The following is a 25,567-nucleotide window of genomic DNA, read 5'->3' as shown; positions in this document are numbered from 1 at the left end:
CTCGGTAAGGTGCAAAGACGTGAACTCCCCCACCGCAGACACCGACCGTCGTACCCGGCTGCTCGCCGGAGCCGAGGCCACTCTGCGCGATCTGTCCGACATCCTCGCCCCGCTGGGGGCACGATTCGCCGAAGCCGGACACGAGCTGTATCTCGTCGGGGGCAGCGTGCGCGACGCGGTGCTCGGTCGCCTCGGCACCGACCTCGACTTCACCACCGATGCGCGTCCGGAGGTCGTGCAGGAGCTGCTGCGCGGATTCGTCGACCACCAGTGGGACACGGGTATCGACTTCGGGACCATCAGTGCGGTGAAGGGACTCGAGCAACTCGAGATCACCACCTTCCGCAGCGACGCCTACGACCGTGTCACGCGTCACCCCATCGTGAAGTACGGCACGAGTCTCGAGGACGATCTCGTGCGCCGCGACTTCACCGTCAACGCGATGGCCGTGCGGATCGGACCGGACGGTGCGGGTGAGTTCGTCGACCCGCTCGGCGGCATGGACTCCCTGCTCGCCGGCGTGCTCGACACCCCGGCGAAGCCCGAGGACTCCTTCCACGACGATCCGCTGCGCATGCTGCGCGCGGCGCGGTTCGTCTCCCAGCTCGGCTTCGCCCTCACCGAGCGCGTGCACACCGCGATCGTCTCGATGGCCGACGAGATCCTGCGGATCAGCGCCGAGCGGGTGCAGGCCGAGCTCGACAAGCTGATCCTCGGCGACTATCCGATCGAGGGCATCGACACGATGGTCGAGACCGGTCTGGCGCAGCGGGTGATCCCCGAGATCCCCGCGATGAAGCTCGAGATCGACGAGCACCACCAGCACAAGGACGTGTACTGGCACTCGCTGACCGTCCTGAAGCAGGCCATCGACCTCGAGGACGGCGATCCCGATCTCGTCCTGCGGTGGGCCGCGCTGCTGCACGACATCGGCAAGCCCGACACCAAACGCAACGAGCCGCAGGGCGGCGTCAGCTTCCACCACCACGAGGTGGTCGGAGCGAAGCTCGTGCGCAAGCGCATGCGCGCCCTCAAGTACTCGAAGCAGATGATCGAGGACGTCAGCCGTCTGGTCTTCCTGCACCTGCGCTTCCACGGCTACGGCAGGGGACAGTGGACGGATTCGGCCGTGCGCCGTTACGTGCACGACGCCGGGCCGCTGCTGCCGAAGCTCCACAAGCTGGTGCGCGCCGATTGCACGACCCGCAACAAGCGTCGGGCCGCCGCGCTGCAGGCCACCTACGACGGTCTCGAGGAACGGATCGAGCGCATCGCCGCCGAGGAGGATCTCGCCAAGGTCCGGCCCGACCTCGACGGCAACGCGATCATGGAACTGCTGGGTATCTCCGCAGGTCCGACGGTCGGCAAGGCGTGGAACTTCCTCAAGGAACTGCGGCTCGACCGCGGCCCGCTCGAGCGCGACGAGGCCGAGGCCGCGCTGCTCGAGTGGTGGGCACAGCAGCAGGAGGCCTGACTCCGAACGTCTGATCTCACATCGTCGTGACGGCGGCGTGAGCCAGATGTCACCGCGTGCTCACCGCGGGTGACGCCACCGCAACACCGCTTCTCCAGCATGGACACCGGCGTAGTCGAGACGGTGTCGAGGAGTTGCGGGATGCAGGACGAGATCACCACGGTGAAATCCACCTGCTCCTACTGCGGTGTGGGATGCGGGATGCTCCTCGACGTCGCCGTCGACCCGGAGACGGGTGACCGACGCGTGGTGAGGGCATACGGAGACAAGGATCACCCGACCAACAGGGGTCGGTTGTGCACGAAGGGCGCGACCAGCGCGGAGATGCTCGCGGCCGGGGGCCGGCTCGATACGGCATGGATGCGTTCCGAGCGGGCGGCCGAGGTCGCCCCGCTCCCCTTCGACGATGCGATCGCCGAGACCGCGCGGCGCCTGAACGACATCGTCTCGGCCCACGGCTCCGACGCGGTGGCTCTCTACGTCTCGGGACAGATGTCGCTCGAGGCCCAGTATCTCGCGACGAAGCTCGCGAAGGGATACCTGCGCACCTCGCACATGGAATCGAACTCGAGACTGTGCATGGCCGGCGCCGCGACCGGGTACAAGCAGTCGCTCGGATCCGACGGCCCGCCCGGCTCGTACGAGGACTTCGACCGCGCCGACGTCTTCTTCGTGTCGGGTTCCAATATGGCCGACTGCCATCCCATTCTGTTCCTGCGCATGATGGATCGGGTCAAGGCGGGAGCGCGACTGATCGTCGTCGATCCGCGGCGCAGCGCGACCGCCGACAAGGCCGACCTGTTTCTGCAGATCGCGCCGGGCACCGACCTGGCGCTTCTCAACGGTCTGCTGCACCTGATCGTCGAGAACGGACACGTCGACCGCGACTTCGTCGAGAAGCACACCGACGGCTGGGACGCGATGGAGTCCTTACTCGCCGACTACCCACCGCACGTCGTCGCCGAAGTCACCGGTCTGGCCGAGGCCGACATCCGCACCGCGGCGCAGTGGATCGGCGAGGCCGGGGAGTGGATGAGTTGCTGGACGATGGGTCTGAACCAGAGCACCCACGGCACGTGGAACACCAACGCGATCTGCAATCTGCACCTCGCGACCGGGGCGATCTCCCGCACCGGCAGCGGGCCGTTCTCCCTCACCGGCCAGCCCAACGCGATGGGCGGCCGCGAGATGGGATACATGGGACCGGGTCTGCCCGGTCAGCGCAGTGTCCTCTCCGACGACGACCGCGCGTTCGTCGAAGATCGCTGGTCGCTGCCGCGCGGCACGCTGCGCACCGAGGGCGGCGCCGGCACCGTCGACATGTTCGAGCGCATGGCCGCCGGAGAGATCAAGGCGTGCTGGATCATCTGCACCAATCCCGTGGCGTCGATCGCGAATCGGAGCACCGTTCTCGAGGCACTCGGGAAGGCCGAGCTGGTGATCGTGCAGGACGTCTATCGCGAGACCGAAACCGCTTCGTACGCAGACGTTCTCCTACCGGCAGCTCTGTGGGCCGAATCCGAGTATGTCACCGTCGGATCCGACCGTACCGTCAATCTTCTACAGCAGGCCGTCGAACCCGTCGGTGAGTCGCTGCCCGACTGGGAGATCATCGCGCGGGTCGCTCAGGAGATGGGTTTCGGCGACGCCTTCGACTATTCGAGTGCCGAGGAAATCTTCGAGGAGATCACCGGATTCGCGAATCCGCAGACCGGCTACGACCTGCGCGGCATGACCTACGATCGACTGCGGGAAGGGCCCGTGCAATGGCCGTGCCCGCCGGAGTCGGCCGCGACACGGCACCCCGTCCGCTATCTCAACGACGGGACGAGCCGGACCCCGGTGGTGCGCGAGGACGGTTCCCGTCCGCGACTGGCGTTCGCGACCCCCGACGGCCGCGCTCGTTTCTTCCCTCGCCCGCACATGCCCGCCGCGGAAATGCCGGACGACGACCACCCCTTCGTCCTGAACACCGGACGCGTCCCGCACCAGTGGCACACCCTCACCAAGACCGGGAAGGTCGAGAAACTCACCAAACTGAATCCCGGACCGTTCGTCGAGATCAATCCCGATGATGCACAGCGACTGTCGATCGTCGACGGCGACCGGGTCGAGATCGCATCGCGGCGCGGCCGGGCCGTGCTGCCGGCCGTCGTCACCGACCGGGTGCTGCCCGGGAACTGCTTCGCCCCCTTCCACTGGAACGACCTCTTCGGCGACGATCTCGCCATCAACGCCGTGACGAACGACGCCGTCGACCCGGCATCCCTGCAGCCCGAATTCAAGGTCTGCGCCGTGTCGGTGGAGAAGGTCGCGGGTGCGGTCGAACCGGTGCTCGAGAGCGGTTCGGTGCTCGACCGTCTCGAGTCTGCGCTGGGACTCGGGACGATTCCCGCACCCACCTTCGACGACGCCGAACGAGGTTATCTCGCAGGTCTTCTCGCCGGACTCAGGACGGCGGAGATCACTGCCGCGCCGACCCTTCCGCCGACCGCGCCGTTCCCTGCCGACAAGCGGGTATGGGTCGACGGACTGCTCGCCGGGATGTACGCGCACTCGGCCCCGGTTCCCGACGCGACGCCCACCGAGGCGGTGCCGGACGGGCCGGTCGTCGTGGTGGCCTGGGCGTCGCAGACGGGCAACGCCGAATCCTTCGCGGCGAGTTGCGCACAACGGCTCCGCGATGCCGGTCGGGCCGTGCGGCTGAGGGGGCTGAACGAACTCGACGTCGCCGCGCTGGCCGACATCGACGACCTCGTGGTCGTCACGAGCACCTTCGGCGACGGCGACCCACCCGACAACGGCGGGTCGTTCTGGCGGTCGCTCGCGGCGGACACCGCGCCCGAACTGAGCGGAACACGTTACGCAGTAATGGCTTTCGGAGATTCGAGCTATGACGATTTCTGCGGCTTCGGGCGCCGTGTCGATGACCGTCTGAGCACTCTCGGCGCGACCCGCCTGGCCGAGCGCGTCGACTGCGAACCCGGAGAGGACGAGCGCGCGCAGAACTGGCTCGACGCCCTCGTACCGCTGCTGGGAGGCTCGACGACCCCGGTCGCATCGGCTGCTCCCGCAGCCCCTGCCTATACCCGCAACTCGCCGCTCGTCACCCGGATCACCCGCAACATTGCACTGAGCGGTGCGGGTTCGGCGAAGGACGTGCGTCAGTTCGGATTCGAGATCTTCGATCCAGCATTCGAATACGAGGCCGGCGACGCACTCGGGGTGATGCCGACGAACGGCCCGGAGGCCGTCGACGAATGGCTGCAGGTCACCGCCCTCGACCCGGAGACCGCCGTCGAACTCGGCGACCGTCCTACCGTGCCGCTGCGCGAGGCCGCGACCCGTCACCTCGACATCACCCGGGTGACACCGGAACTGCTCCGGTTCGTGCAGAAGCAGAGCGGCAGTGCCGAACTCGCGAAACTCCTGCGACCGGGCAACAAGATCGAGCTGCAGCAGTGGCTGTACGGGAGGCAGGCGATGGACGTCATCGCCGAGTACCCGTTCAAGGCGCCCTGGGACGAATGGAAGGACCTCCTCGGCCGTCTGCGTCCGCGCCTGTACTCGATCTCGTCGAGCCCGAAGACGAACCCGCGCGAGGTACAACTGACGGTGTCGGTGGTGCGCTACGAATTCGAGGGTCGATCCCGGGCGGGCGTGTGCTCGTCGTTCCTCGCGGATCACAGCAAGGGTGTGGACATCCCGATCTTCGTGCAGCGCAACGAGCACTTCCGGCCACCGGCACCCGAGACCGACATGATCATGGTCGGTCCCGGTACGGGCATCGCACCGTTCCGCGGTTTCCTCCACGACCGTCGCGAGGCCGGGCACACGGGCCGCAACTGGTTGTTCTTCGGCGACCAGCGATCCGAGACCGACTATCTCTACCGCGACGAGATCGAGTCGATGCACGCCGACGGTTTCCTCACCGAGCTGGGACTGTCCTTCTCCCGCGACCAGCGGCAGAAGATCTACGTGCAGGACCGGATGCGCGAGCATGGTGCGCAGGTGTGGAAGTGGCTGCAGAACGGTGCCCACTTCTATGTGTGCGGCGACGCCGGACGTATGGCGAAGGACGTCGACGCGGCCCTGCGCGAGGTGGTGCAGGCACACGGACGGCTCGACCGCGACGCCGCCGCGGCGTACGTCGAGCAGATGGCCGCCGACAAGCGGTACGTCCGCGATGTCTACTGATCTGCTTGCCGGTCCGCAGATGCGGATATAACGTAGCGTTCATGACGCATCTGCGGAGAAACGCGTGACCTCCCTCCGGATCCGCGACGCCGCGTCGTTGCTGGGGGTCAGCGACGACACGGTCCGTCGCTGGATCGACCAGGGGCTGCTGCGCGCCGGCAAGGATTCCGCCGGACGCAAGACAGTCGACGGTCGCGAGCTGGCGGAGTTCGCCCGCGCTCAGGCCGATGCCGGTCCCGATCCGCTCGGGGTGGGCAGCTCCGCTCGCAATCGCTTCGTCGGGCTGGTTACGCGCGTCGTCTCCGACACCGTCATGTCGCAGGTGGAGATGCAGTGCGGTCCGCACCGCATCGTCTCGCTCATGAGCACCGAGGCCGTGAACGAACTCGGTCTCGAGCCGGGCAGCATCGGGGTGGCCGTCGTCAAGGCGACCACTGTCATCGTCGAGACACCCGGAGGGGACGGATGAGGCGCCGGGCGCTCGCCGCGTTCGCTGCCGGTCTCATCGCTGCGGCACTGACGTCGTGCGGCACCGGCGGTGGCTCGGATGTCCTCACCGTTTATGCGGCGGCCTCGCTCCGGGCGCCGTTCACCGAGATCGCCGAACGATTCGAGGAGGCGAACCCCGGAGTGTCGGTGGAATTCTCGTTCGCCGGCTCGTCCGATCTCGAGACCCAACTCGAGCAGGGGGCACCCGCCGACGTCTTCGCCTCCGCCGACACCCGGACGATGGACGCCGCCGTCGCGGCCGGACTCGTTGCCGGTGAGCCGATCCCGTTCGCGACCAACATGCTCACGATCGTCACCGAACCGGGGAACCCGAAGAACGTCACCTCGTTCGACGATCTCACCGGCGACGGTCTCTCGGTGGTCGTGTGTGCGCCCCAGGTGCCGTGCGGGGCGGCGACCGAGCGACTCGAGGAGACCGGCGGTGTCGAGCTCGCGCCGGTGTCCGAGGAATCGTCGGTGACCGACGTGCTCGGCAAGGTCACTTCCGGTCAGGCCGACGCCGGTCTGGTCTACGTCACGGACGCGAGGGGGGCTGCCGAGAAGGTCACCGTTGTCCCCGTCCCGGAAGCTGCGGAGATCGTCAACATCTATCCCGTTGCACCACTGTCGAATTCCCGAAATCCCGGTCGCGCCGACGCCTTCGTGCGCTTCGTCACCGGCACGGGCGGTCGTGCCGTCCTGGCCGACGCAGGATTCGGTGCACCGTGACCGCGACGGGACTGCCCCGGTGGTTGTTCGTTCCCGCGGCACTCGGGTTGCTGTTCGTCGTCGTGCCCCTGGTGTCGATGCTGCTCACCGTCGACTGGACGACCTTCCCCTCGCTGGTGACATCCCCGGCGTCCCTCGGCGCGCTCGTCCTGAGCCTGCGCACCTCCGCGGCGGCCACGATCCTGTGCATCCTGCTCGGCGTGCCTCTCGCAACGGTGCTGGCGCGCAGTAGCTTCCGGTGGATATCGGTGATCCGCGGGTTCGTCCTGCTGCCGCTCGTGCTGCCCCCGGTCGTGGGCGGTATCGCCCTGCTCTACACCTTCGGTCGTCGCGGACTGATCGGTGAGCACCTCGATGCGCTCGGGATCCACATCGCCTTCACCACCACCGCGGTCGTGCTCGCGCAGACCTTCGTCGCACTGCCCTTCCTCGTCACGAGTCTCGAAGGTGCGCTGCGCAGTGCGGGTTCACGCTACGAGGACGTGGCGGCGACACTCGGTGCGCGTCCCACGACGGTCTTCCGGCGCATCACCCTGCCCCTCGTGCTGCCCGGCCTGGTCTCCGGTTCGGTACTCGCATTCGCCCGCGCACTGGGCGAATTCGGCGCGACCCTCACCTTCGCCGGCAGCCTCCAGGGTGTGACGCGCACGCTGCCGCTCGAGATCTATCTGCAGCGGGAAACCGATCCCGATGCCGCCGTCGCGCTGTCGCTCGTGTTGATCCTGGTGGCCGTCGTGATCGTCGTGGCCGTGTACTCGCGGCGGAAGGACCGCCCGCTGTGAGCCTGACGGTGCGGGCCCGGGTCGCCGCACGCGATGTCGACGTCGACCTCGAGGTCGCGCAGGGTGAGATCGTCGCGGTGCTCGGCCCCAACGGAGCCGGCAAGTCGACGCTGCTGGGAGTGGTCTCCGGTCTGCTGCGTCCCGATGCGGGTCGCGTGGAACTCGACGGTCGCGTCCTCACCGATACCGCGACCGGCGTCGCCGTCGCTCCGCACGACCGGTCGGTGGTGCTGCTCGCCCAGCAGGCGCTGCTCTTCCCGCACCTGACGGTCGCGGACAACGTCGAGTTCGCACCGCGCAGTGCGGGTGCGGGTCGGCGTGAGGCCCGTGTGCGCGCCGAGAGGTGGCTGCAGGAGGTCGATGCCGCAGCACTCGCCGATCGTCGTCCGCACGAGTTATCGGGTGGGCAGGCGCAACGGGTCGCACTCGCACGTGCCCTCGCGGCCGAACCGCACCTGCTGTTGCTCGACGAGCCGATGGCCGCGCTCGACGTCACCGCGACACCGGTGTTGCGGTCGTTGCTGCGACGCGTCCTGCGCGACAGTGGACGCACGGGCCTGCTCGTCACCCACGACCCGCTCGACGTGCTCGCCCTCGCCGATCGGGTGATCGTGATCGAGGCCGGGCGGATCGTCGAGGACGGGCCGGTGCGCCGGGTGCTGACCCGGCCGCGCAGTGCCTTCGCCGCCCGCATCGCGGGGAGCAATCTCGTCACCGGCATCGTGCGAGCTGAGGCGCTGGAATCCGCGGACGGTCTCGTCCACGGCCGCGTCCACGACGACTGCGTCCCGGGTACGGCCGCCGTCGCCGTCTTCGCGCCGTCGGCGGTCGCCGTCTACACCGAGGCCCCGCACGGGAGCCCGCGCAACGCCCTGAGGGTGAGGATCGCGGAACTCGAGGCGCAGGGTTCGTCGGTGCTCGTGCGATCGGATACGGGTATCGCGGCGGAGATCACGACGGCGGCACTCGCCGACCTCGACGTCCATCCGGGCGACTCCGTATGGTTCGTCGTCAAGGCCACGGAGGTGGGGATCCATCCGGCCGCGCTGAGCGCGTGATCGCTACTGCCGCGTGCGGCGCACGACGAACACGGCGACGAGCCCGATCAGGTAGACGACCCCACCTGCAACGGCCAGCTCGGGTGTGCGCCCGTCGGGGTCGATGACGAAGGCCGCCACGACGATCGCGCCGAGGAAGGCGATGTTGAAGACGGTGTCCTGCAGCGCGAAGACTTGACCTCGGCGCGCGTCGTCGATATCGATCTGCATCGCGGCGTCGCCGGTGAGTTTGATGGTCTGACCGGCGAGGCCGAGCAGAAAGGCCGCGACGAGCAACGGTCCGGCCGACACGGTGGTGACGAACGCGAACTGCACGATCGCGGCGGCGATCAACCCGACTGTGACGGTGCGCGGCCGGCCCAGCCGCGGGATCAGGATCGGTGCGAGCACCGCTGCGAGGAGCATGCCGGTGGCGGTGCAGGCGACCGCGACACCGAATCCGGAGAATCCCACGAGCAGGTCGGAGCCATTCTCCTCGGCACGCAGGACGAGCACCATGATGAGCGTGTCGACGCCGAACACGATGCGGTGCGCGCCGATTCCGAGCATCGCGATCGTCACGCCAGGAGCTTCGAGGACGGCTCCTGCACCGGTCCGCAGACCCGACAGGACGGTGCGGATCACGGTCCGGGGACGTATTCCCTCGGGGCCGAGGGCATTCGCGGCGAATCCCGCTGCGGCGACCGCACCGACGAGCGAACCGCTCACTCCGAGGAGGACGGCCGTCCCGGAGCCAGTGTCGCCCGCGCCCACGAATCCTATGGTCGCGACCGCCGTGGCGGCCCCGACCGCCGAGACACCCGAACCGACCGTCGCCAGAACGGAATTGACCGGGACGAGCCACGACTGGGCGACCACGTGTGGGAGCGAGGCCGAGACGCCCGCCAGGACGAATCTGCTCACACCGATGGCGGCGAGCGCGAGCAGCATGAGTGGGGTCTGCGGTCCCCCGAGGAGCAACACGGCCGCCGCTGCCGCGATGAACACTCCGCGGAGCAGGTTGGCCCAGACGAGGACGAGGCGCCGGTCCCACCGGTCGAGCAGGGCGCCGGCGAACGGACCGATCACCGAGTACGGCAACAGCAGCACCGCGAAGCCTGCCGCGATCGTCACCGGGTCGGTGTGACGTTCGGGGTTGAACAGGATCGCCCCGCCGAGTGCGGCCTGGAACAGTCCGTCACCGAACTGGCTCGCGAACCGCACTCCGGTCAGTCGTACGAGACCCGGCGAGTTCCGCAGGGCGGTTGCGGTCGATCGCCACGCCCGCTGCCTGGACTGCTGCCCGGAGTCTCGCACAAGCACGACACTATCGGCTCCGCCACCATTCGACGGTGCGGGCGGCCGCCTCGTCGAGCGGGGTGGGCGACAGGCCGAGTACCTGTTCGGTGCGGGTCGAGTCCATGACGAACGGGCCATCGAACTGGTAGAGCATCTCGGCGAGTTCCTTCATGTCCCGGTTCACGTGGCCGCCGGCCCGCACCAGCCAGGACGGGATCGTCCCCACCGCGGGCGCGGGCAGGCCGGCCGTCCGCGTGAAGGCGGTGGCGATCTCGCGCTGTGCCACGGCCGGTCCGGTGGGTGCGTGGATCACGGTGTTCCACACGGTCGGCTCCCCCGCTGCCGCGATCATCGCCGCGGCCAGGTCGGGAACGTAGGTGAACGAATGCGGGACGTCGGCCGAGCCGAGCACCCGCACCTTCTTCCCGGCGAGCACGGTGGGCACCATGCGTTCGCCGGCCATCGCGTTCAGTACCCGCGGACCGAAGAAGTCCGACGCGACCACGCTCACCGTCGGTGCGCGATGCGCTGCCCGGGCGGCGAGGAGTTGCCGTCGGACACCGCGCTTGCCGGTGTCGGCCTCGCGGGGCGAGTCCTCGGTCATGACCCGGTCGGGTTCGCTGTACGAGTAGAGGCTCTCTGGGAAGACGACGACCGTCTTCTCCGACAGGTTCGCGGCGGCGTCGAGAACGACCCGCTCGGCGACGGGGAGTTCGCGTGCCCACACGTCGGCGCGGTAGGCCGACCCGTGGACGCACATGTACACCGCGTCGGCAACAAGTCCGTCTTCGTCGACGAGTGCTGCGGCCACGGCCTCGGGATCCGTGACGTCGACACGCAGGCGTTCGATGCCCGCGCCTTCCGGTCCACTGCCCGATCGGGTGAGAACGCGCACGCGATGTCCTTGTGCGGCAATCTGTTCGGCGACGGTCCAGCCGACGGGTCCGGCTCCTGCGACCACCTGGAGATGCGACATGATTCCTCGCTTCGGAAAAGTGTGAGCACTGCTCTCTGATGACGTCGACGATCCTCTGTACAGCCGTGCTTGTCAAGAGCAGTGCTCTCATTTGTTGACGGTGCTCTCTGTTCGACGGCAGAATGGTCCGGTGACGACACCACGGGCGCGCGCACGCGCACAGACGATGGCCGACATCCTCCGGATCGGCCGCGAGCATCTCGGCACCCACGGAGCGGCGGCGCTGTCGCTGCGTGCCGTCGCCCGAGACCTGGGCGTCGTCTCCTCCGCCGTCTACCGCTACGTCTCGAGCCGCGACGAGCTGCTCACCCTGCTCGTCGTCGACGCCTACGACGAACTCGGCGACAGTGTCGACCGTGCCGTCGACGCAGTCGACCCCTCCGATCACCGAGAACGGTTTCTCACCCTCGGCCGGGCGGTGCGCTCGTGGGCGCTGGCCGAACCGGCCCGCTACGGGTTGCTGTTCGGCAGTCCGGTGCCCGGTTACGCTGCCCCGGCCGAGCGCACCACCGCACCCGGTATCCGCGTGGTCCTGCGACTGGCCCGGATCGTGGACGAGGCCCACGCCGCGGGTGTATTGGACGACACGGCCGCTGCCCCACCTCCGGAGAGCCTGGGGGAACCGCTGGGCCGGATCCGGGACGAGTTCTCCCTCACGGCCCCGGATTCCGTACTGGCACGCGGTCTCTGGGTGTGGCCGTCGTTGTTCGGGTCCGTGAGCTTCGAGGTCTTCGGGCAGTACGGCCCCGACACTTTTCCGGACCGCGAGGTCCTGTTCGAACATCATCTCGCCCTGTTGGCACAGACCGTCGGGTTCCACCCCACGCGCCGGTGACGGCGGTGACAGAATGGCTGACGTGGCGCAGCATCAGGACGAACCCGAGGACCGCACCGCACCCTCGACACCCAGGGTGCGGGCCGGAAGCCTGCTCGTCTCCGCCACCGATCTCACCGAGCCGACCTTCCGCCGCACCGTCGTCTACATCATCGAGCACACCGATGCCGGCAGCTTCGGTGTCGTCCTGAACCGCATCAGCGACACCTCCGTCGACGCCATGCTGCCGCAATGGTCGTGGCTCGCCGCCGAACCGAAGACCCTGTTCGTAGGCGGTCCCGTCCACCGCAGTTCGGCGCTGTGCCTCGGCACGCTGCGGGTGGGGGCCGACATCACCGACGTCCCCGGCATCCGCCACGTCGACGGCCGAGTGGTGATGATCGACCTCGATGTCGATCCCGGGCACATCGCCCACTACGTCGAGGGTGTGCGGATCTTCGCGGGATACGCGGGGTGGAGCGCAGGTCAGCTCGACGGCGAACTACGCAACGACGACTGGATGGTGGTCTCGGCACTGCCCACCGATGTGCTCGCCCCCGCGCACCTCGACGTGTGGGCGAGGGTGCTGCGCCGGCAGCCGCTGCCGATGGCGTTGCTCGCGACGCACCCCATCGAGGTCGAGCGCAACTGAGCCCCCCTCGGGCGACCGGGACCGGTCAGCGGGCGTCGGCGAGAGTGTTGAGCGCGCCGGCCATCTCCTCGGCCCTCGTTGCGGTCACGGTGAATTCGTGTCCCGAGGCCGTGGTCACCACGACGGCAGGTCCGGTGCGCGTGACCAGGCCGTACCGCTTGCCGCCCTTGGCCCGCAGGCCCCAGCCGCCCCAGTCCTGGAACGGGCGGGTCTCGGTGACCTTCGCCCCGACGATCTCGTCGAGGTCGTATCCGAGCGCGTCGGTGGCCAGATTCGACACCCGGATCCCGTCCGCGTCGACCACCACGGTGTAGCGGAGCAGACCCAGCACGAGCAGAGCGACGGGCGCGATCAAACCCAGCGGCCACCAGCTCTGCGTCGCACCGCACACGACGAGCGCGGGGATCAGGACGAGCAGCGACAGTCCCGCCGTCGTGCCCACACCGGTGCCCACCTGCTCGACGATCGGCAGTTCGGCACGACCGCGCGGCAGCGCCGGATCCGGAGCGGCGGTCGCCGCCTTCCGCTCCCGACCGTCGCGCAGTAGCCGTCCCCCGAACCAGCCCACCGCGATACCCACCCACATGCCGAGCACCGCCGGCCAGCCCTCCAACGCGGCCTGCGTGGCGTCGGTCGTGTCGAGCTGCCCCGCGAGACCGGCCAGGAACAGTGCGGTGATCGTGCCGGTGACCCCGAGACCGATCGCGAGCATGTAGCGACGCATGAGCAGTTGCGCCTGCGCGATCGCGGCGATCGCGCAGCACCCTCCCCCGACGAGCACGATCAGCAGGGCGGCGGTCCACGCCGAGGTCATCGGTGACCCGAACGAATCGGGTGTCGTGCCCGACCAGTGCGTGGCGATCTCCTCGGGCAATCGTGGGATCCACGAGCGGGTGAGCACGAGTACGGCCACGGCACACAGCAACGGAACGGCCAGTCCGAGCAGCGCACCGACGGGGTCGACCTGACGCGTCGTCATGGGGGTCAGCCTAGGGTGCGGGCCTCCACCGGCGCCGTCCTCGTTCCGCTCTCGTCGAACCATCCGTCGGGTCGCAGGTCGCCACCGAACCGGGGCATGTACTCGGTACACGCGAGTCGCGAGACGAGGCTGCGCCGGCTGTTCACACCGGTCTTGGTGAAGATGTTCTTCAGGTGGTCCTGCACGGTGTACGGGCTGATGAACAACCGACTCGCGATCTCGTTGCGAGACCGTCCGGCGAGCACTTCGACGAGTACTTCCGATTCGCGTGGCGTCAGACCGTAGGCGGCGGTGACCAGGGCGACGATCTCGGGCAGGCGTGCCCGCTCGAAGGTCATGACGACGCGGCCGGTCTCGTCGAAGATCGCGGCGCGCAGTACGAGCCATTCGCCATCGAGGGTGCGGACACGCACATCCGCGGGCACGGGTCGTGTTCTACGGACCTGACGGGCGATCACATGCGCCGGTCCGGGGCGCCCCCGAGCGGGACTCTCCCAGCCGAGGCGTTCGAAGAAGATCATCGCTGCGGCAGTGACGGAATCGAATTCGTCGTCCGCCCCGATTACCACCACGGCCGGACCCGAGCATTCGCAGGCGGTGCCCTCGACGACCGTGTTCCGTGTTCGTGCGGATGCGTGCCGGATCAACGTGGTGCGGAATCCGTTCGCGATGTCGTCGAGAACGTCGTCGAGCATCGTGAGTTCGGCGTCGGAGAAACCTCGGCCCGACGCGCGGAGCAGATCACCGACACCCCAGCACCGACGGTCTCCGTCCCGGAAGACCAGCTGCACTTCGTGTCCCATGCCCAGATGCGACACGAGTTCGAGATACCGCCTGTTGCCGTATCCCGGTCCGCGGCCGGAGGGTTCTTCGAGCCGCCGCACTCCGGACCGGTGCTGCATGAGCGCGTAGAGGCTGTCCGGATCGAGGTCCGGACCGTACTCGAACTCGATCGACAATCGGAGTACTTCGGCTGGGTCGTCGAGGCCGCGGGTGGTGAAGCCGGTGGGAACCCCGACGGCCGGGTCCACGGGTGCGACACAACCACCGTCGTACGGAATGAAAGCGCCGAGCACATCCATCACGAACTCGCGAAACTGCGCCCCGTCCGCAGCCGCGGATGCTGCGTCGTGGATGCCTGCCCTCAACCGCTGTGCAGAGCGCATATCCCGAAGTATCCCCCTCGAATGTGGGATTGAGAACACCTCACGCGGCGACGAGGCTCCATGGACACGGGGACATTCATACGGAAGTCGAGGTACCCGCCATGACCACCACTCACGCCACGCCGTTGTCCGCCGAGGATCTGGAGGTCGTGCATCTGATCCACTCCGCTCTACGCCGGGACACCGAACGTCTCGCCGACTTCGCGCAGAAGTGGCGGACCGCCGATCCCGGCACGCACGATGCGCTGCTCCTCGGCTGGCACGGATTCAGCACCGAACTGCACACGCACCACTCCGTCGAGGACGTCTACGTCTGGCCGTTCATGCGGCCACGCCTCGCACACGATGCGGGGGCGATGGAGGTGCTCGATGCGATGGAGGCCGAACATTCCGTGATCGACCCGGCGTTGGCGGAGATCGAGGCTGTGCTCGACGACCGGGAGACGGCGACCGAGCGGCTCGGCGGTCTGCTCGACGGTCTCGTCACGTCGCTGGGTGCTCACCTCGCGCACGAGGAACGGGACGCCTTCCCGCTGATCGAACAATCCATCACCAAGGAGGAATGGCACGACATCTCGATGCGGGCGTTCGCGCAACTGGACAAGCGCGAGGTCTCCGAAATGCTGCCCTACCTCTTCGAGGGAGCACCGAAGGACCGCGTGGCCGTCGTGCTGAAGAGTCTCCCGGTACCGGTGCGGGTGCTCAACCGGTTCTGGTGGACACCGCGCTACGCACGGGAGCGCCGCTGGGCGTGAGGACTGCCGGTGGGAGGACCGTCAGGCGGTCGGCTCGCACGCCCCGCGCAGGCTGCACGCCCCGCACGAGGTACCGCAGCCGGCTGTCTCCTCCGGCTTCGTCGCCGCAGCGACCCGCGCTGCGACGGATCCGCCGGCTCCGGCGGTGATCAGGGCGGCCATCACGGTGACGACGACTGCGATGATCCCGGCGACGGTGGGCAGCGTCAGCGACGCGACACCACCGAGGGCGAGGAGCACCGCGGACCCGAGCATGCTGGGTGCGGCAACCTTGTTGGCCAGGGCGAACGCCTCGTCGTCACGCAGCGCGTCGGGGGTGCGCACACCGGCCCAGCGGTTGCGCGGGAGCTTGCCGGTCAGTGCCGCGACACCCACCGCGCCGACGACGAGAGCGAGCACGAAGAGCAGGACAGCGACGATGAGCACCCGACCAGGATACGCGGCCGGTGGTGCCACCGGTCTGTGCGGGTGCGGGCACGTTCTACCCTGGTGGGAGCACTCACACGCCCGGCCGAGTAGATAGTGATCACCGTGACCCGTCCCGAACAGACCTCCCAGCACGAACCCGGCAGCACTCCGCAGCATCGGTACACCGCCGAGCTCGCGGGGCGGATCGAGCAGCGCTGGCAGGAGCTCTGGCGCGAGCGCGGCACCTTCCACGCCCCCAATCCGGTGGGCGATCTCGCCGGCGAGGTGCCCTCCGACAAGCTGTTCGTGCAGGACATGTTCCCGTACCCCTCGGGCTCGGGCCTGCACGTGGGGCACCCGCTCGGGTACATCGCCACCGACGTGTATGCGCGCTTCAACCGCATGCAGGGCCGCAACGTGCTGCACACCCTCGGTTACGACGCCTTCGGTCTGCCGGCCGAGCAGTACGCCGTGCAGACGGGCACGCACCCGCGCACGACCACCGAGGCCAACATCGGGAACATGAAGCGGCAGCTCTCCCGGCTCGGTCTCGGGCACGACGAGCGTCGCTCGGTCGCGACGACCGACGTCGACTTCTACCGCTGGACGCAGTGGATCTTCCTGACGATCTACAACGCCTGGTACGACCGCGAGGCCGGCCGGGCGCGTCGCATCTCCGAACTCGAGGCCGAATTCGCCGACGGCACGCGTCGTCTCGAGGACGGACGCGACTGGGCGTCGCTGTCGGAGGGTGAGCGCGCCGACGTCATCGACTCGTACCGCTTGGTCTACCGGTCGGATTCGCTCGTCAACTGGTGCCCGGGTCTGGGCACGGTGCTCGCCAACGAGGAGGTCACGGCCGACGGCCGCTCCGAGCGCGGCAACTTCCCGGTCTTCCGGAAGAACCTGCGCCAGTGGATGATGCGGATCACCGCCTACTCCGACCGCCTGATCGACGATCTCGAGCATCTGGACTGGACCGACAAGGTCAAGTCCATGCAGCGCAACTGGATCGGGCGCTCGCACGGCGCCCAGGTGAAGTTCGCCGTCGCCGACCACGATTCGGCGATCGAGGTGTTCACCACCCGGCCCGACACCCTGTTCGGTGCCAGCTACGTGACCCTCGCTCCCGAGCACGAACTCGTCGACCGGATCGTCGCCGCGTCCTGGCCCGAGGGCGTCGACCAGCGCTGGACCGGTGGCGCCGCCGATCCGGCTGCCGCGGTCGCGGCCTACCGCGCGTCGATCGCCGCGAAGTCCGATCTCGAGCGGCAGGAGTCGAAGGAGAAGACCGGTGTATTCCTCGGCGCCTACGCCGTGAACCCGGTCAACGGCGAGCGACTGCCGATCTTCATCGCCGACTACGTCCTCACCGGCTACGGTACCGGCGCGATCATGGCCGTTCCCGGCCACGACCAGCGCGACTGGGAGTTCGCGACCGCCTTCGGTCTGCCCATCCGCGAGGTCATCTCCGGCGGCGACGTCACCGCCGAGGCGTACACCGGCGACGGTGTGCTGGTGAACTCCGGCCTGCTCGACGGTCTCGACGTCGCCGAGGCGAAGAAGACGATCGTCGCGAAGCTCGAGGCGGACGGCGCCGGACGCGGCACCATCCAGTACAAGCTGCGCGACTGGCTGTTCGCGCGGCAGCGGTACTGGGGCGAGCCCTTCCCGATCGTCTACGACGAGCAGGGACGCGCCCATGCTCTGCCCGAATCCGCTCTGCCCGTGGAACTTCCCGAGGTGGAGGATTACGCGCCGGTCTCCTTCGATCCGGACGACGCCGATTCCGAACCGTCCCCGCCGCTCGCGAAGGCGGTGGATTGGATGAACGTCGAGCTCGATCTCGGCGACGGCCTGAAGCGCTACACGCGCGACACCAACGTGATGCCGCAGTGGGCCGGCAGCTCGTGGTACCAGCTGCGCTACATCGACCCCACCAACTCGGAAGCCTTCTGTGACAAGGAGAACGAGGCGTACTGGACCGGCCCGCGGCCGGAACTGCACGGCCCGAACGACCCGGGTGGCGTCGATCTCTACGTCGGCGGTGTCGAGCACGCGGTGCTGCACCTGCTGTACGCGCGGTTCTGGCACAAGGTGCTCTTCGACCTCGGGTACGTCACCTCCTCGGAGCCGTACCGTCGCCTGTTCAACCAGGGTTACATCCAGGCCTACGCCTACACCGACTCGCGCGGCGTGTACGTGCCGGCCGAGGAGGTCGTCGAGCGCGACGGCACGTTCTACTGGACCGGCCCGGACGGTGAGCAGGAGGTCGCTCGCGAGTACGGGAAGATGGGCAAGTCGCTCAAGAACTCCGTCAGCCCCGACCAGATCTTCGACGAGTACGGCGCCGACACCCTGCGCGTCTACGAGATGTCGATGGGCCCGCTCGACCAGTCGCGTCCGTGGGCGACCAAGGACGTCGTCGGCGCGCACCGCTTCCTGCAGCGCGTGTGGCGTCTCGTCGTCGAGGAGGAGGGTGGCGCGCTGCGCGTCACCGACGACACCCCCGGCAACGACACGCTGCGGGCGCTCAACAAGACGGTCGCGGGTGTGTCGGACGACTTCACCCACCTGCGCGACAACACGGCGATCGCCAAGCTCATCGAGTACACGAACCACCTGACGAAGCAGTACCCGTCGGGTGCGCCGCGCAGCGCCGTCGAACCGCTCGTGCTCATGCTCGGCCCGGTCGCCCCGCACCTCGCCGAGGAGATGTGGTCGCGTCTCGGACACACCGAATCGCTTGCGCACGGCCCGTTCCCGGTCGCCGACGAGAAGTGGCTCGTCGAGGACAGCGTCGAGTACCCGATCCAGGTCAACGGCAAGGTGCGCAGCCGCATCACCGTCCCGGCCGACGCCGCACCCCACGCGATCGAGGCCGCCGCGCTCGTGGACGAGAAGATCGCCGACCTGCTCGGCGGTGCCGCACCGCGCAAGGTGATCGTGGTTCCCGGCAAGATGGTCAATGTCGTGAAGTAGCAACCGCTTACGACGGACGAGACCCCGGTGCACAGGATGCACCGGGGTCTCGTCGACTACAACCGGGATCAGGGGTGCTTGTGTTCGATCTTCTCGAACTCGGCGACCTCGCCCGCATCGTGCGCGCGCTCCTCCGCTTCCTTCGCCTCGAGCTGCTTGGCGACGGCATCCTTGAGGGAGACCTTGGCGGGCTCGGCGGCCTCCTGCTCGGCCTTGCGGATGCGCTCCTCGTCCTTCTTCTTCGCGGTCTCGGCGGCCTGGCGCTTCGCGGCGGCCTCCTGGTCGGCCTTCGCGATCTCGGCGGCCTTCTTCTGCTTGGCCTCCTTCTCCGCCTGCTTCGCGCGTTCCTGCGCACGCTCCCGGGCCTGCTCGACTTCGTTCTCGCGGTCGCGTCGCGCGGCTTCCTGCTGGGCAGCGGCACGTTCACGCGTTCGACGGAGTTCGGCGTCTGCCGCGCGCTTCTCGGCCGCGGCCTGCGCGTCGAGTTTCTCCGCGCGCTTCACCGCCTCGGCGCGTTCGGTGGCGAGCGCCCCGCGGGTGGCGATCTCCTGGTCGTCGAGCACGCTGCCGACGATGCCGTCCAGCATGCCCAGCCCCCGCTCGTACATCAGGCGCGGCGGGGCGTCGGTGGGCAGGAACCGCAACTGCTGCTCGATCAATCCCAGCGGGAAGCGGGCGATCTTGTACTGCAGTCGCAGAACGCTCTTGGGCAGAGTGGCGAGGTTCATGGGCGCATCTCCAACTTCGATGGGGGTACAGCTCCGGTAGGGAATGTCGGTGGTGTTCGTCAGCGATCCGGCTCGTCGGTCAGCGTGCGTTCGAGGGCTTCGGCCTTGCGGCGTTCCTCCTCGGCCTGGAGGCGTGCACGTTCGGCGTCGTGGGAGGCTCGTCGGTGGTCCTCGTCGGCGGCCGCGACCTCTGCGGCGGCATCCGTGACCTGCTCGTTCTCCTCGCGACGTGCCTGTTGTTCGGCGGCTGTGGCCTCACGGGCGGCGTCGGATCGCCCTCGGACGATGTTCTCCTGATGTTCGAGGTCGGCGGCCTGTTTGCGGACCCGTGCCTCCCGCTCGGCCTGCGACTCGACGGCGTCGGTCCGCTGCTGCACGGCCTCGCGTTCCTGCTGTCCGGCCTCGCGGACGGCGTCGAGCTGTTCGACCGCCTCGTCGCTCTCGGCCTCGGCCATGTGCGAGAGGGTGTCGGCCTTCCTGGTCTGCCGGGCCTGCTCCTGCTCGAGACGGCCTTCGGTGGTGAGGGAGTCGTTGCCGGTCAGAGCGCCGGCGACCTCCTTCGCCTTACCGACCACGGTCTGCTTCAACCCGAGGCGTGCCTTGTCGGCCGGACCAGGGCGAGCCCTGTCGGATGTGTTGTCTTCGACCACGGTCATCTCCTTCCGTACGGGACACGAAGGGGACGGCCCCATGGCTTGGGGTAGCCAGACGCGGTCGGCTTCAATCCTCGAGAGCCTCGAGAGGGTGGATGTGCGCGCCGACGAAGTCGACGACATCGCCCAGGACCTCGTCCCGATTCGTCTCGTTGAAGATCTCGTGCCGCGCTTCGGGATAGGTCTTCGACGACGCCCCGCGACCTGCCAGCGACGACCATCCGGTGGCGGTGCCGTCGAGGGGAACCAGTCGATCGTCCTCGCCGTGCAACCACAGCACGGGCACGTCGTCGACGGCACCGGCGGCGGTGATCGTGTCGATGCAGGTCTTCAGCGCCTGCACGGTGGTGCGCTTGAACGGGCCGTGCCAGACGAGCGGGTCGGCCACGTAGGCGCGACCCACCTCGGGATCACGGGAGAGGGTGGACGGATCGATGGGGGTATCGGGGATCTCCTCGGCCGTGAGCAGGGCGTCGACGGCCGCCCACCTGCCGAGGACCGGGCCGGACAGGACGACCGCGGCCAGTTCCGAGCCGTATCGCTGCGCGTACCGGGCGGCGATCATGCCACCCATCGAGTGTCCGACGAGCACGACCGGCAGGTCGGGATGCTCGCGTCGCGCCGTGAGATCGAGCAGACGGAAATCGTCGACCACCTTCTCGAAGTCGTCGATCAGGACGCGTTCGCCGTCGCTGAGACCGTGACCGATGTGGTCCACCGCGTAGACGGCGGCGCCGTCGGCGACGAGACACGCGGCCACATACTCGTAGCGTCCGCAGTGCTCGCCGTAACCGTGGCACAACAACGCCACGTAGCGCGGGGCCTCGCCGACCCACGTGCGGGCTGCGAGAGCACCGGCGTGTCCGTCGAGGGTGAAGGCGACAGCGTCGATCATCGGGTCTCCGATCGTTCCGGGTGATGGCGATGTCATCGTCCTCCGGCGCGGGGTCTTCCGAGTGGGAATCGCGAGTGCATCCGCGGATCCGGCCCACTACCGTCGAATTGAAACGTGTTCCCGATTCGAACGAAGGAGACCCCATGGCACCGAGTCGGGACGCGATCCGCACCACCGTCGAGAACTACGTGAAGTCCGTGGCCTCCGGCACCGTCGACGATGTCCTCGCGCTGTACGCACCGGGCGCGACGGTCGAGGATCCGGTCGGCACGCCGGTCCGCGCCACCGAGGCCGAGATCCGCGAGTTCTACGGAGTGGTCGAACCGCTCGCACAGACCGGTGAGGTGATAACCCTCAAGGTCGCGGAGAACAACGCCGCTTTCGTGTTCCGCCTGGTCACGCACCTGGGTGAGCAGGATCTGGTCATGGAGGTCGTCGACGTGATGACCTTCGACGACGACGCGAGGATCACGAGCATGAGGGCGTTCTGGAGCCAGGAGGACATGCAGACCGTCCCCGCCTCCTGATGGACAGTCTCATCGTCGAGGTCGATGGTTTCACGTGGAACATCGACGATCGGGGCGACGGACCCGCGGTCGTCATGTGCCACGGCTTCCCCGGCCTGGGGTATAGCTACCGGCACCAGTTCGCGCCGCTCGTCGACGCCGGATACCGTGCCGTCGCCCCCGACATGCCCGGCTACGGCCGAACCGACCGGCCCCGGGAGGCCGAGGAGTACACGAACGTCGCGATTTCCAATCGCCTCGTCCGACTGCTCGACGTCCTCGGGACGATGTCAGGGTCGTCGGCGCTCGAACGGATGAGTGCCTTCGTCCCCGATCTGCGCGGTGTCCACCTGCTCGAGGGCACGGGGCATTTCGTACAGATGGAACGCCGCAACGAGGTGAACGACCTCCTCCTGCGTTTCCTCTCCGGGATCCGGATACCGACGAGAACCGCCGAACAGCACTTTCACCGGCGATCATCGACCTAGCATGACGGCGTGGCCAGCGACACGGTTCGTGGATTCGGTCTGGCACTCGCCCTGACGGCACTGGCGGCGGGTGCCTGCTCGTCGGGCGGTTCGGTCGAGACGACCACGCCCGTGCAACTGCATGTCGCCACCGCGCAGGACGACCCGTGGACGCCGCGTCTCGTGCCGCCGCAGGTGCCGGTCGCGGTGCCGCCAGCTCCCCCCGAAGTCGTCGAGGAAGGCGGTGATCCGGTCACCGCGACCGCCGGGACCCCGGCCGTTTCCGGTGATCGGCCGGCGCTCTACGGGGGCAGTCTCGACCGGCCCCTGTGCGACCGCGAAGGGCTCATCCTTCATCTGGAGGAGGATCCCGCCAAGGCCGAAGCGTGGCGCGGTGTCCTCGGCGTGCCCGACATCCGCGGCTACACCGCAACCCTCACGGCGGTCCTGTTGCGCGCCGACACCCGGGTGACCATGCACGAGTACCGCGACGGTGCGGCGCGGCCCGTGCAGTCGCTGCTCGAACGCGGCACGATCGTCCTCGTCGACGAACTCGGTGTTCCGCGCGTGCGGTGCGTGCGCGGCAATCCGCTGTCCGCGCCGGTGCTCACCGGAAACGACGAACTCGAAGGTCCGAAATGGCCCGGACTGAACGCCGAGCGGATGTTCGTCGTCCAGCCCGCCGCGACTGCCGTGCGGGAGTTGGAGGTCATCGACATCACGACCGGCGCGATGGTCCCCGTGCCGGTCGGTGAGGCCCTGCCGAAAACCATGGCTCCGGACGCACCGGAGACCACGGAGGAAACCCGCCCGGAGACCGAGGCGCTGCAGGTACCCGTTCCTGCACCGCGGCGCGATCCGGTGCCGGAAGCCGCGGCACCACCACCGCCTCCTCCCCCGGAACCGTCGCCTCCGCCTCCCCCCGCTCCGGAACCGCCGCCACCGCCACCGCCACCGCCGCCGGCTCCGGAACCCGCTCCGGCACCGGCACCCCCGCCGGCGCCGCGGGCTCCCGCGCCGCCGCCTCCGCAGATCCAGATCCAGATTCCGGGCGCTCCCCCGGTCGTTATCCCCCTGCCGTTCTGAGCCGCCTGCCGTTCTGAGCCGCCTGCCGTTCTGAGCCGCCAGCTCTTTCGAGTCGTCAGCGAGGACGCAGAACGACCTCGGTGGGGTGGGCGTCGACCGGCGCCTCGACGACCTGCCGCACCGCACGCGCCACCGTGCCGGGGCTGAGGAACTGCGACGGGTCGTACTCGCGGCCCTCCGACGCGACGATCGCGCGCTGCATGTCCGTGTCGATCCGGCCCGGGTGGATCGAGGTGACCCGCAGCGCGGGTTCCTCCTCGCGCAGCGCGTCGCCGAACGCCCGCAGTGCGAACTTGCTCGCGGCGTAGGCACCCCACCCGGGGCGAACGCGCAGACCCGCCCCCGAGTTGATGAGCACCACGTGGCCGTTCGCGGTCCGCAGGGCCGGTAGCAACACCTGCGTCAGGGCGACGACGGCGACGACGTTCGCCTCGAACGTCTCGCGCCACTGCCGGGGCTCGCTGTCGGCGATCGTGCCCAGTTCGGCGACGCCCGCGTTGTGGACGAGCACGTCGAGCCGATCGATGTCGGCGGCGGCCGCGGCGACGGCGACGTGATCGAGCAGGTCCACGGGCCACGGCGTGGCGTCGGGCAGTTCCTCGAGGATCGCATCGAGCGACTCGCGACGTCGTCCGCCGAGGAGCAGATCGTGGGTGGGAGCGAGTTCCTGGGCGATCGCGGCGCCGAGACCGCGACCCCCTCCGGTGACGAGAGCTGTGGGGCGCATGATCACGAGCCTAGGAAGCAAACGGTGGGGCGGCCACCGCACCGTGCTCGAGACCGGCCAGGATCTCGGCGAGCCGGTCGTCCGGAGGGGTCTCCACCGCCGGGTCGCGCGGGAACCGGAGTTCGAGGAACGCCTTGGGTCGCGACAGCACGTACTCGCGCGCCAGATTCCTCAGCCGCGTGCGCAGTCGCACGTCGTTCGCGGCGCGGACTCCGGCGATGTCGATGCCCGCCCGCCGGCACAACGCCACTGCACGCGGAAGGTGGAAGGCCTGGGTCGTGATCAGCGCCTGCCGCACGCCGTAGGTGGCCACCGCACGCCGGGCGGTGTCGTAGGTGTCGAGACCGTACGGGTCGGCGACGATCCGTTCCCGGTTCACACCCTGCTCGACGAGATACGCGATCATCGCCTCGATCTCGTCGCCCGAGGTTCCGGCCCCGTCGCCCGAGACGAGCACGGCTTGCACCCGTCCCCGTGCCATCAACGCGACCGCGACGTCGAGGCGGCTGCGGAGCACCCGCATCGGACGGCCCTCGTGCACCCGCGCGCCCGGCACGATCACCACCGGGGCGGGCGGCGCGCCGTCCACCTCGTACATGAGGTCCTTCGCTTCGGACGCCACGCGGGCGGAGACGAGTGTCAGCGCGGACACCGCACCGACGACCAGTGCGGAGACCGCACCGAGGGGGGACGACGACCGGACGGATTCGAGCATGCGTCCCAGATTACGGACGCCCGGCGGCCACAATGGAGGGGTGGACCCCGTCGACGCACTCCGCGAAGTCGCCTTCTGGCTCGAACGCGAACACGCCGACACCTACCGTGTGCAGGCCTATCGGCGCGCGGCGGAGGTGCTCGCCGAGGTGAGCGACCACAAGCGGGAGGTTCTGCGGAAGACCGACTCGTGGACCGATCTGCCGGGCGTCGGGAAGAAGACCGCGACGGTCGTCCGGGAGTCGTTCGACAAAGTGCCCGCCTATCTCGAGCAGTTACGCGAGGAGGCCGACCCGATCGGGCGCGGCGGCCGCGACCTGCTCGAGTCCCTGCGCGGCGACCTGCACACCCACTCGAACTGGTCCGACGGCGGCAGCCCGATCGACGAGATGCACCGCGTCGCGTCGACGATGATCGGGCACGAGTACTTTGCCCTCACCGACCACTCCCCTCGCCTGAAGGTCGCGAACGGGCTCACCGCGGAGCGGTTGCGCTCGCAGCTCGCCGTCGTCGCGGAGATCAACGAGAACGGCAGTGGTGCAAGGATTCTCACGGGTATCGAGGTCGACATCCTCGACGACGGGTCGCTCGACCAGGACGAGGGGCTGCTCGCCGAACTCGACGTCGTCGTCGCGAGCGTGCACTCGAACTTGCGGGCCGACCGGTCGGCGATGACGAAACGCATGCTGCGTGCGGCGGCGAATCCCCACGTCGACGTCCTCGGGCACTGCACCGGCCGGCTCGTCGCCGGGGGGCGCGGAAACCGTCCCGAGTCGAAGTTCGACGCCGAGAAGGTCTTCGCCGCATGTCGCGACCACGACACCGCCGTCGAGATCAACTGCCGGCCCGAACGCCGCGACCCGCCGTCGCGTCTCATCGACCTCGCGCTCGAGACGGGCTGCCTGTTCTCCATCGACACCGATGCGCACGCACCCGGGCAGCTCGACTGGCTCGGGTACGGTTGCGAACGTGCCGTCGAGCGGGGTGTCGAACCCGAACAGGTGATCAACACCTGGGAGATCGACGACCTGCTGGCGTGGGCCGACAGGTAG

At 68.7% G+C, this 25,567-nt stretch carries 24 protein-coding genes; 14 read left to right on the top strand and 10 right to left on the bottom strand.

Annotated elements, in window-relative coordinates:
- Window positions 1-19: 19 nt before the first annotated feature.
- The 6 genes from RBB84_RS21045 to RBB84_RS21020 all read left to right on the top strand — a co-directional run bounded on the left by RBB84_RS21045 (window position 20) and on the right by RBB84_RS21020 (window position 8,729).
- Window positions 20-1,474 carry a CCA tRNA nucleotidyltransferase gene (locus RBB84_RS21045; protein ID WP_006550891.1) on the top strand — a complete coding sequence of 485 codons (1,455 nt, stop codon included), beginning with the start codon at window positions 20-22 and terminating at the stop codon, window positions 1,472-1,474.
- 141 nt (window positions 1,475-1,615) lie between these two features.
- Window positions 1,616-5,671 (top strand): bifunctional nitrate reductase/sulfite reductase flavoprotein subunit alpha, encoded by a 4,056-nt coding sequence (locus tag RBB84_RS21040; protein WP_350246729.1) that lies wholly within the window; start codon window positions 1,616-1,618, stop codon window positions 5,669-5,671.
- 64 nt (window positions 5,672-5,735) lie between these two features.
- Window positions 5,736-6,140 (top strand): TOBE domain-containing protein, encoded by a 405-nt coding sequence (locus RBB84_RS21035; RefSeq protein WP_019290487.1) that lies wholly within the window; start codon window positions 5,736-5,738, stop codon window positions 6,138-6,140.
- The gene (gene modA, locus RBB84_RS21030; RefSeq protein ID WP_350246727.1) at window positions 6,137-6,889 is read left to right on the top strand and encodes a molybdate ABC transporter substrate-binding protein; all 753 of its coding nucleotides are present in this window, start codon (window positions 6,137-6,139) and stop codon (window positions 6,887-6,889) included. Before RBB84_RS21035 ends, modA begins: the two co-directional genes overlap by 4 nt.
- Window positions 6,886-7,671 (top strand): ABC transporter permease, encoded by a 786-nt coding sequence (locus RBB84_RS21025; RefSeq protein ID WP_350246726.1) that lies wholly within the window; start codon window positions 6,886-6,888, stop codon window positions 7,669-7,671. Before modA ends, RBB84_RS21025 begins: the two co-directional genes overlap by 4 nt.
- Entirely contained in the window at window positions 7,668-8,729 is a 1,062-nt protein-coding gene (locus RBB84_RS21020; protein WP_006550885.1) for an ATP-binding cassette domain-containing protein, read from the top strand. Before RBB84_RS21025 ends, RBB84_RS21020 begins: the two co-directional genes overlap by 4 nt.
- Window positions 8,730-8,732: 3 nt before the next feature.
- On the opposite strand, the gene RBB84_RS21015 is transcribed toward RBB84_RS21020, so the two are convergent.
- The gene (locus tag RBB84_RS21015; RefSeq protein ID WP_350247703.1) at window positions 8,733-10,025 is read right to left on the bottom strand and encodes an MFS transporter; all 1,293 of its coding nucleotides are present in this window, start codon (window positions 10,023-10,025) and stop codon (window positions 8,733-8,735) included.
- A 10-nt stretch (window positions 10,026-10,035) separates the two neighbouring features.
- Window positions 10,036-10,983, bottom strand: coding sequence for an NAD-dependent epimerase/dehydratase family protein (locus RBB84_RS21010; protein WP_350246724.1), 948 nt, complete (start codon window positions 10,981-10,983; stop codon window positions 10,036-10,038).
- A 166-nt stretch (window positions 10,984-11,149) separates the two neighbouring features.
- Here RBB84_RS21010 and RBB84_RS21005 point away from each other — a divergent pair, with 166 nt between their 5' ends.
- Complete coding sequence (locus tag RBB84_RS21005; RefSeq protein WP_019290493.1) at window positions 11,150-11,818, top strand: TetR/AcrR family transcriptional regulator; 669 nt, start codon at window positions 11,150-11,152, stop codon at window positions 11,816-11,818.
- Window positions 11,819-11,831: 13 nt separating this feature from the next.
- Window positions 11,832-12,449, top strand: coding sequence for a YqgE/AlgH family protein (locus tag RBB84_RS21000; protein ID WP_019290494.1), 618 nt, complete (start codon window positions 11,832-11,834; stop codon window positions 12,447-12,449).
- Between the two features lie 25 nt (window positions 12,450-12,474).
- Here the strand turns inward: RBB84_RS21000 and RBB84_RS20995 are convergent, their stop codons facing one another.
- Both RBB84_RS20995 and RBB84_RS20990 read right to left on the bottom strand, forming a co-directional pair.
- Window positions 12,475-13,428 carry a DUF1648 domain-containing protein gene (locus RBB84_RS20995; protein WP_230810687.1) on the bottom strand — a complete coding sequence of 318 codons (954 nt, stop codon included), beginning with the start codon at window positions 13,426-13,428 and terminating at the stop codon, window positions 12,475-12,477.
- A gap of 5 nt (window positions 13,429-13,433) precedes the next feature.
- Entirely contained in the window at window positions 13,434-14,594 is a 1,161-nt protein-coding gene (locus RBB84_RS20990; protein ID WP_138845221.1) for a LuxR family transcriptional regulator, read from the bottom strand.
- A gap of 101 nt (window positions 14,595-14,695) precedes the next feature.
- Between RBB84_RS20990 and RBB84_RS20985 the strand changes: the two genes are divergently transcribed.
- Window positions 14,696-15,349 (top strand): hemerythrin domain-containing protein, encoded by a 654-nt coding sequence (locus RBB84_RS20985; RefSeq protein WP_006550878.1) that lies wholly within the window; start codon window positions 14,696-14,698, stop codon window positions 15,347-15,349.
- Window positions 15,350-15,370: 21 nt separating this feature from the next.
- Here the strand turns inward: RBB84_RS20985 and RBB84_RS20980 are convergent, their stop codons facing one another.
- Window positions 15,371-15,775 carry an SdpI family protein gene (locus RBB84_RS20980; protein ID WP_254583483.1) on the bottom strand — a complete coding sequence of 135 codons (405 nt, stop codon included), beginning with the start codon at window positions 15,773-15,775 and terminating at the stop codon, window positions 15,371-15,373.
- A gap of 96 nt (window positions 15,776-15,871) precedes the next feature.
- On the opposite strand from RBB84_RS20980, the gene leuS reads away from it, so the two are divergent.
- Window positions 15,872-18,739 (top strand): leucine--tRNA ligase, encoded by a 2,868-nt coding sequence (gene leuS / locus RBB84_RS20975; protein WP_350246721.1) that lies wholly within the window; start codon window positions 15,872-15,874, stop codon window positions 18,737-18,739.
- 68 nt (window positions 18,740-18,807) lie between these two features.
- Here the strand turns inward: leuS and RBB84_RS20970 are convergent, their stop codons facing one another.
- The 3 genes from RBB84_RS20970 to RBB84_RS20960 form a co-directional block, all read right to left on the bottom strand.
- Window positions 18,808-19,467 carry an IF2 family translation initiation factor gene (locus RBB84_RS20970; RefSeq protein WP_350246719.1) on the bottom strand — a complete coding sequence of 220 codons (660 nt, stop codon included), beginning with the start codon at window positions 19,465-19,467 and terminating at the stop codon, window positions 18,808-18,810.
- Between the two features lie 59 nt (window positions 19,468-19,526).
- Window positions 19,527-20,123 carry a CsbD family protein gene (locus tag RBB84_RS20965; RefSeq protein ID WP_231412504.1) on the bottom strand — a complete coding sequence of 199 codons (597 nt, stop codon included), beginning with the start codon at window positions 20,121-20,123 and terminating at the stop codon, window positions 19,527-19,529.
- Window positions 20,124-20,187: 64 nt separating this feature from the next.
- Complete coding sequence (locus RBB84_RS20960) at window positions 20,188-21,015, bottom strand: lysophospholipase (RefSeq protein ID WP_350246717.1); 828 nt, start codon at window positions 21,013-21,015, stop codon at window positions 20,188-20,190.
- Window positions 21,016-21,158: 143 nt separating this feature from the next.
- On the opposite strand from RBB84_RS20960, the gene RBB84_RS20955 reads away from it, so the two are divergent.
- Genes RBB84_RS20955 through RBB84_RS20945 form a run of 3 tightly spaced genes read left to right on the top strand, consistent with a single transcriptional unit; the run spans window position 21,159 to window position 23,074 of the window.
- Window positions 21,159-21,542, top strand: coding sequence for a nuclear transport factor 2 family protein (locus tag RBB84_RS20955; RefSeq protein WP_024102517.1), 384 nt, complete (start codon window positions 21,159-21,161; stop codon window positions 21,540-21,542).
- Window positions 21,542-22,009 (top strand): alpha/beta fold hydrolase, encoded by a 468-nt coding sequence (locus RBB84_RS20950; protein ID WP_350246715.1) that lies wholly within the window; start codon window positions 21,542-21,544, stop codon window positions 22,007-22,009. The genes RBB84_RS20955 and RBB84_RS20950 overlap by 1 nt, the downstream gene beginning before the upstream one ends.
- Before the next feature lie 9 nt (window positions 22,010-22,018).
- Entirely contained in the window at window positions 22,019-23,074 is a 1,056-nt protein-coding gene (locus tag RBB84_RS20945) for a DUF6777 domain-containing protein (protein WP_350246714.1), read from the top strand.
- A gap of 55 nt (window positions 23,075-23,129) precedes the next feature.
- Here the strand turns inward: RBB84_RS20945 and RBB84_RS20940 are convergent, their stop codons facing one another.
- Entirely contained in the window at window positions 23,130-23,801 is a 672-nt protein-coding gene (locus RBB84_RS20940) for an SDR family oxidoreductase (protein ID WP_037217432.1), read from the bottom strand.
- A gap of 10 nt (window positions 23,802-23,811) precedes the next feature.
- Entirely contained in the window at window positions 23,812-24,516 is a 705-nt protein-coding gene (locus tag RBB84_RS20935) for a YdcF family protein (RefSeq protein WP_350246712.1), read from the bottom strand.
- Window positions 24,517-24,556: 40 nt separating this feature from the next.
- Between RBB84_RS20935 and RBB84_RS20930 the strand changes: the two genes are divergently transcribed.
- Entirely contained in the window at window positions 24,557-25,567 is a 1,011-nt protein-coding gene (locus tag RBB84_RS20930; RefSeq protein WP_024102512.1) for a PHP domain-containing protein, read from the top strand.

It is taken from the genome of Rhodococcus sp. D-6, assembly GCF_040256695.1.
Taxonomy (GTDB): Bacteria; Actinomycetota; Actinomycetes; order Mycobacteriales; family Mycobacteriaceae; genus Rhodococcus; species Rhodococcus pyridinivorans.
Note: the sequence above shows the minus strand (reverse complement) of the source record. Positions and strands in the feature narration are given on the sequence as shown.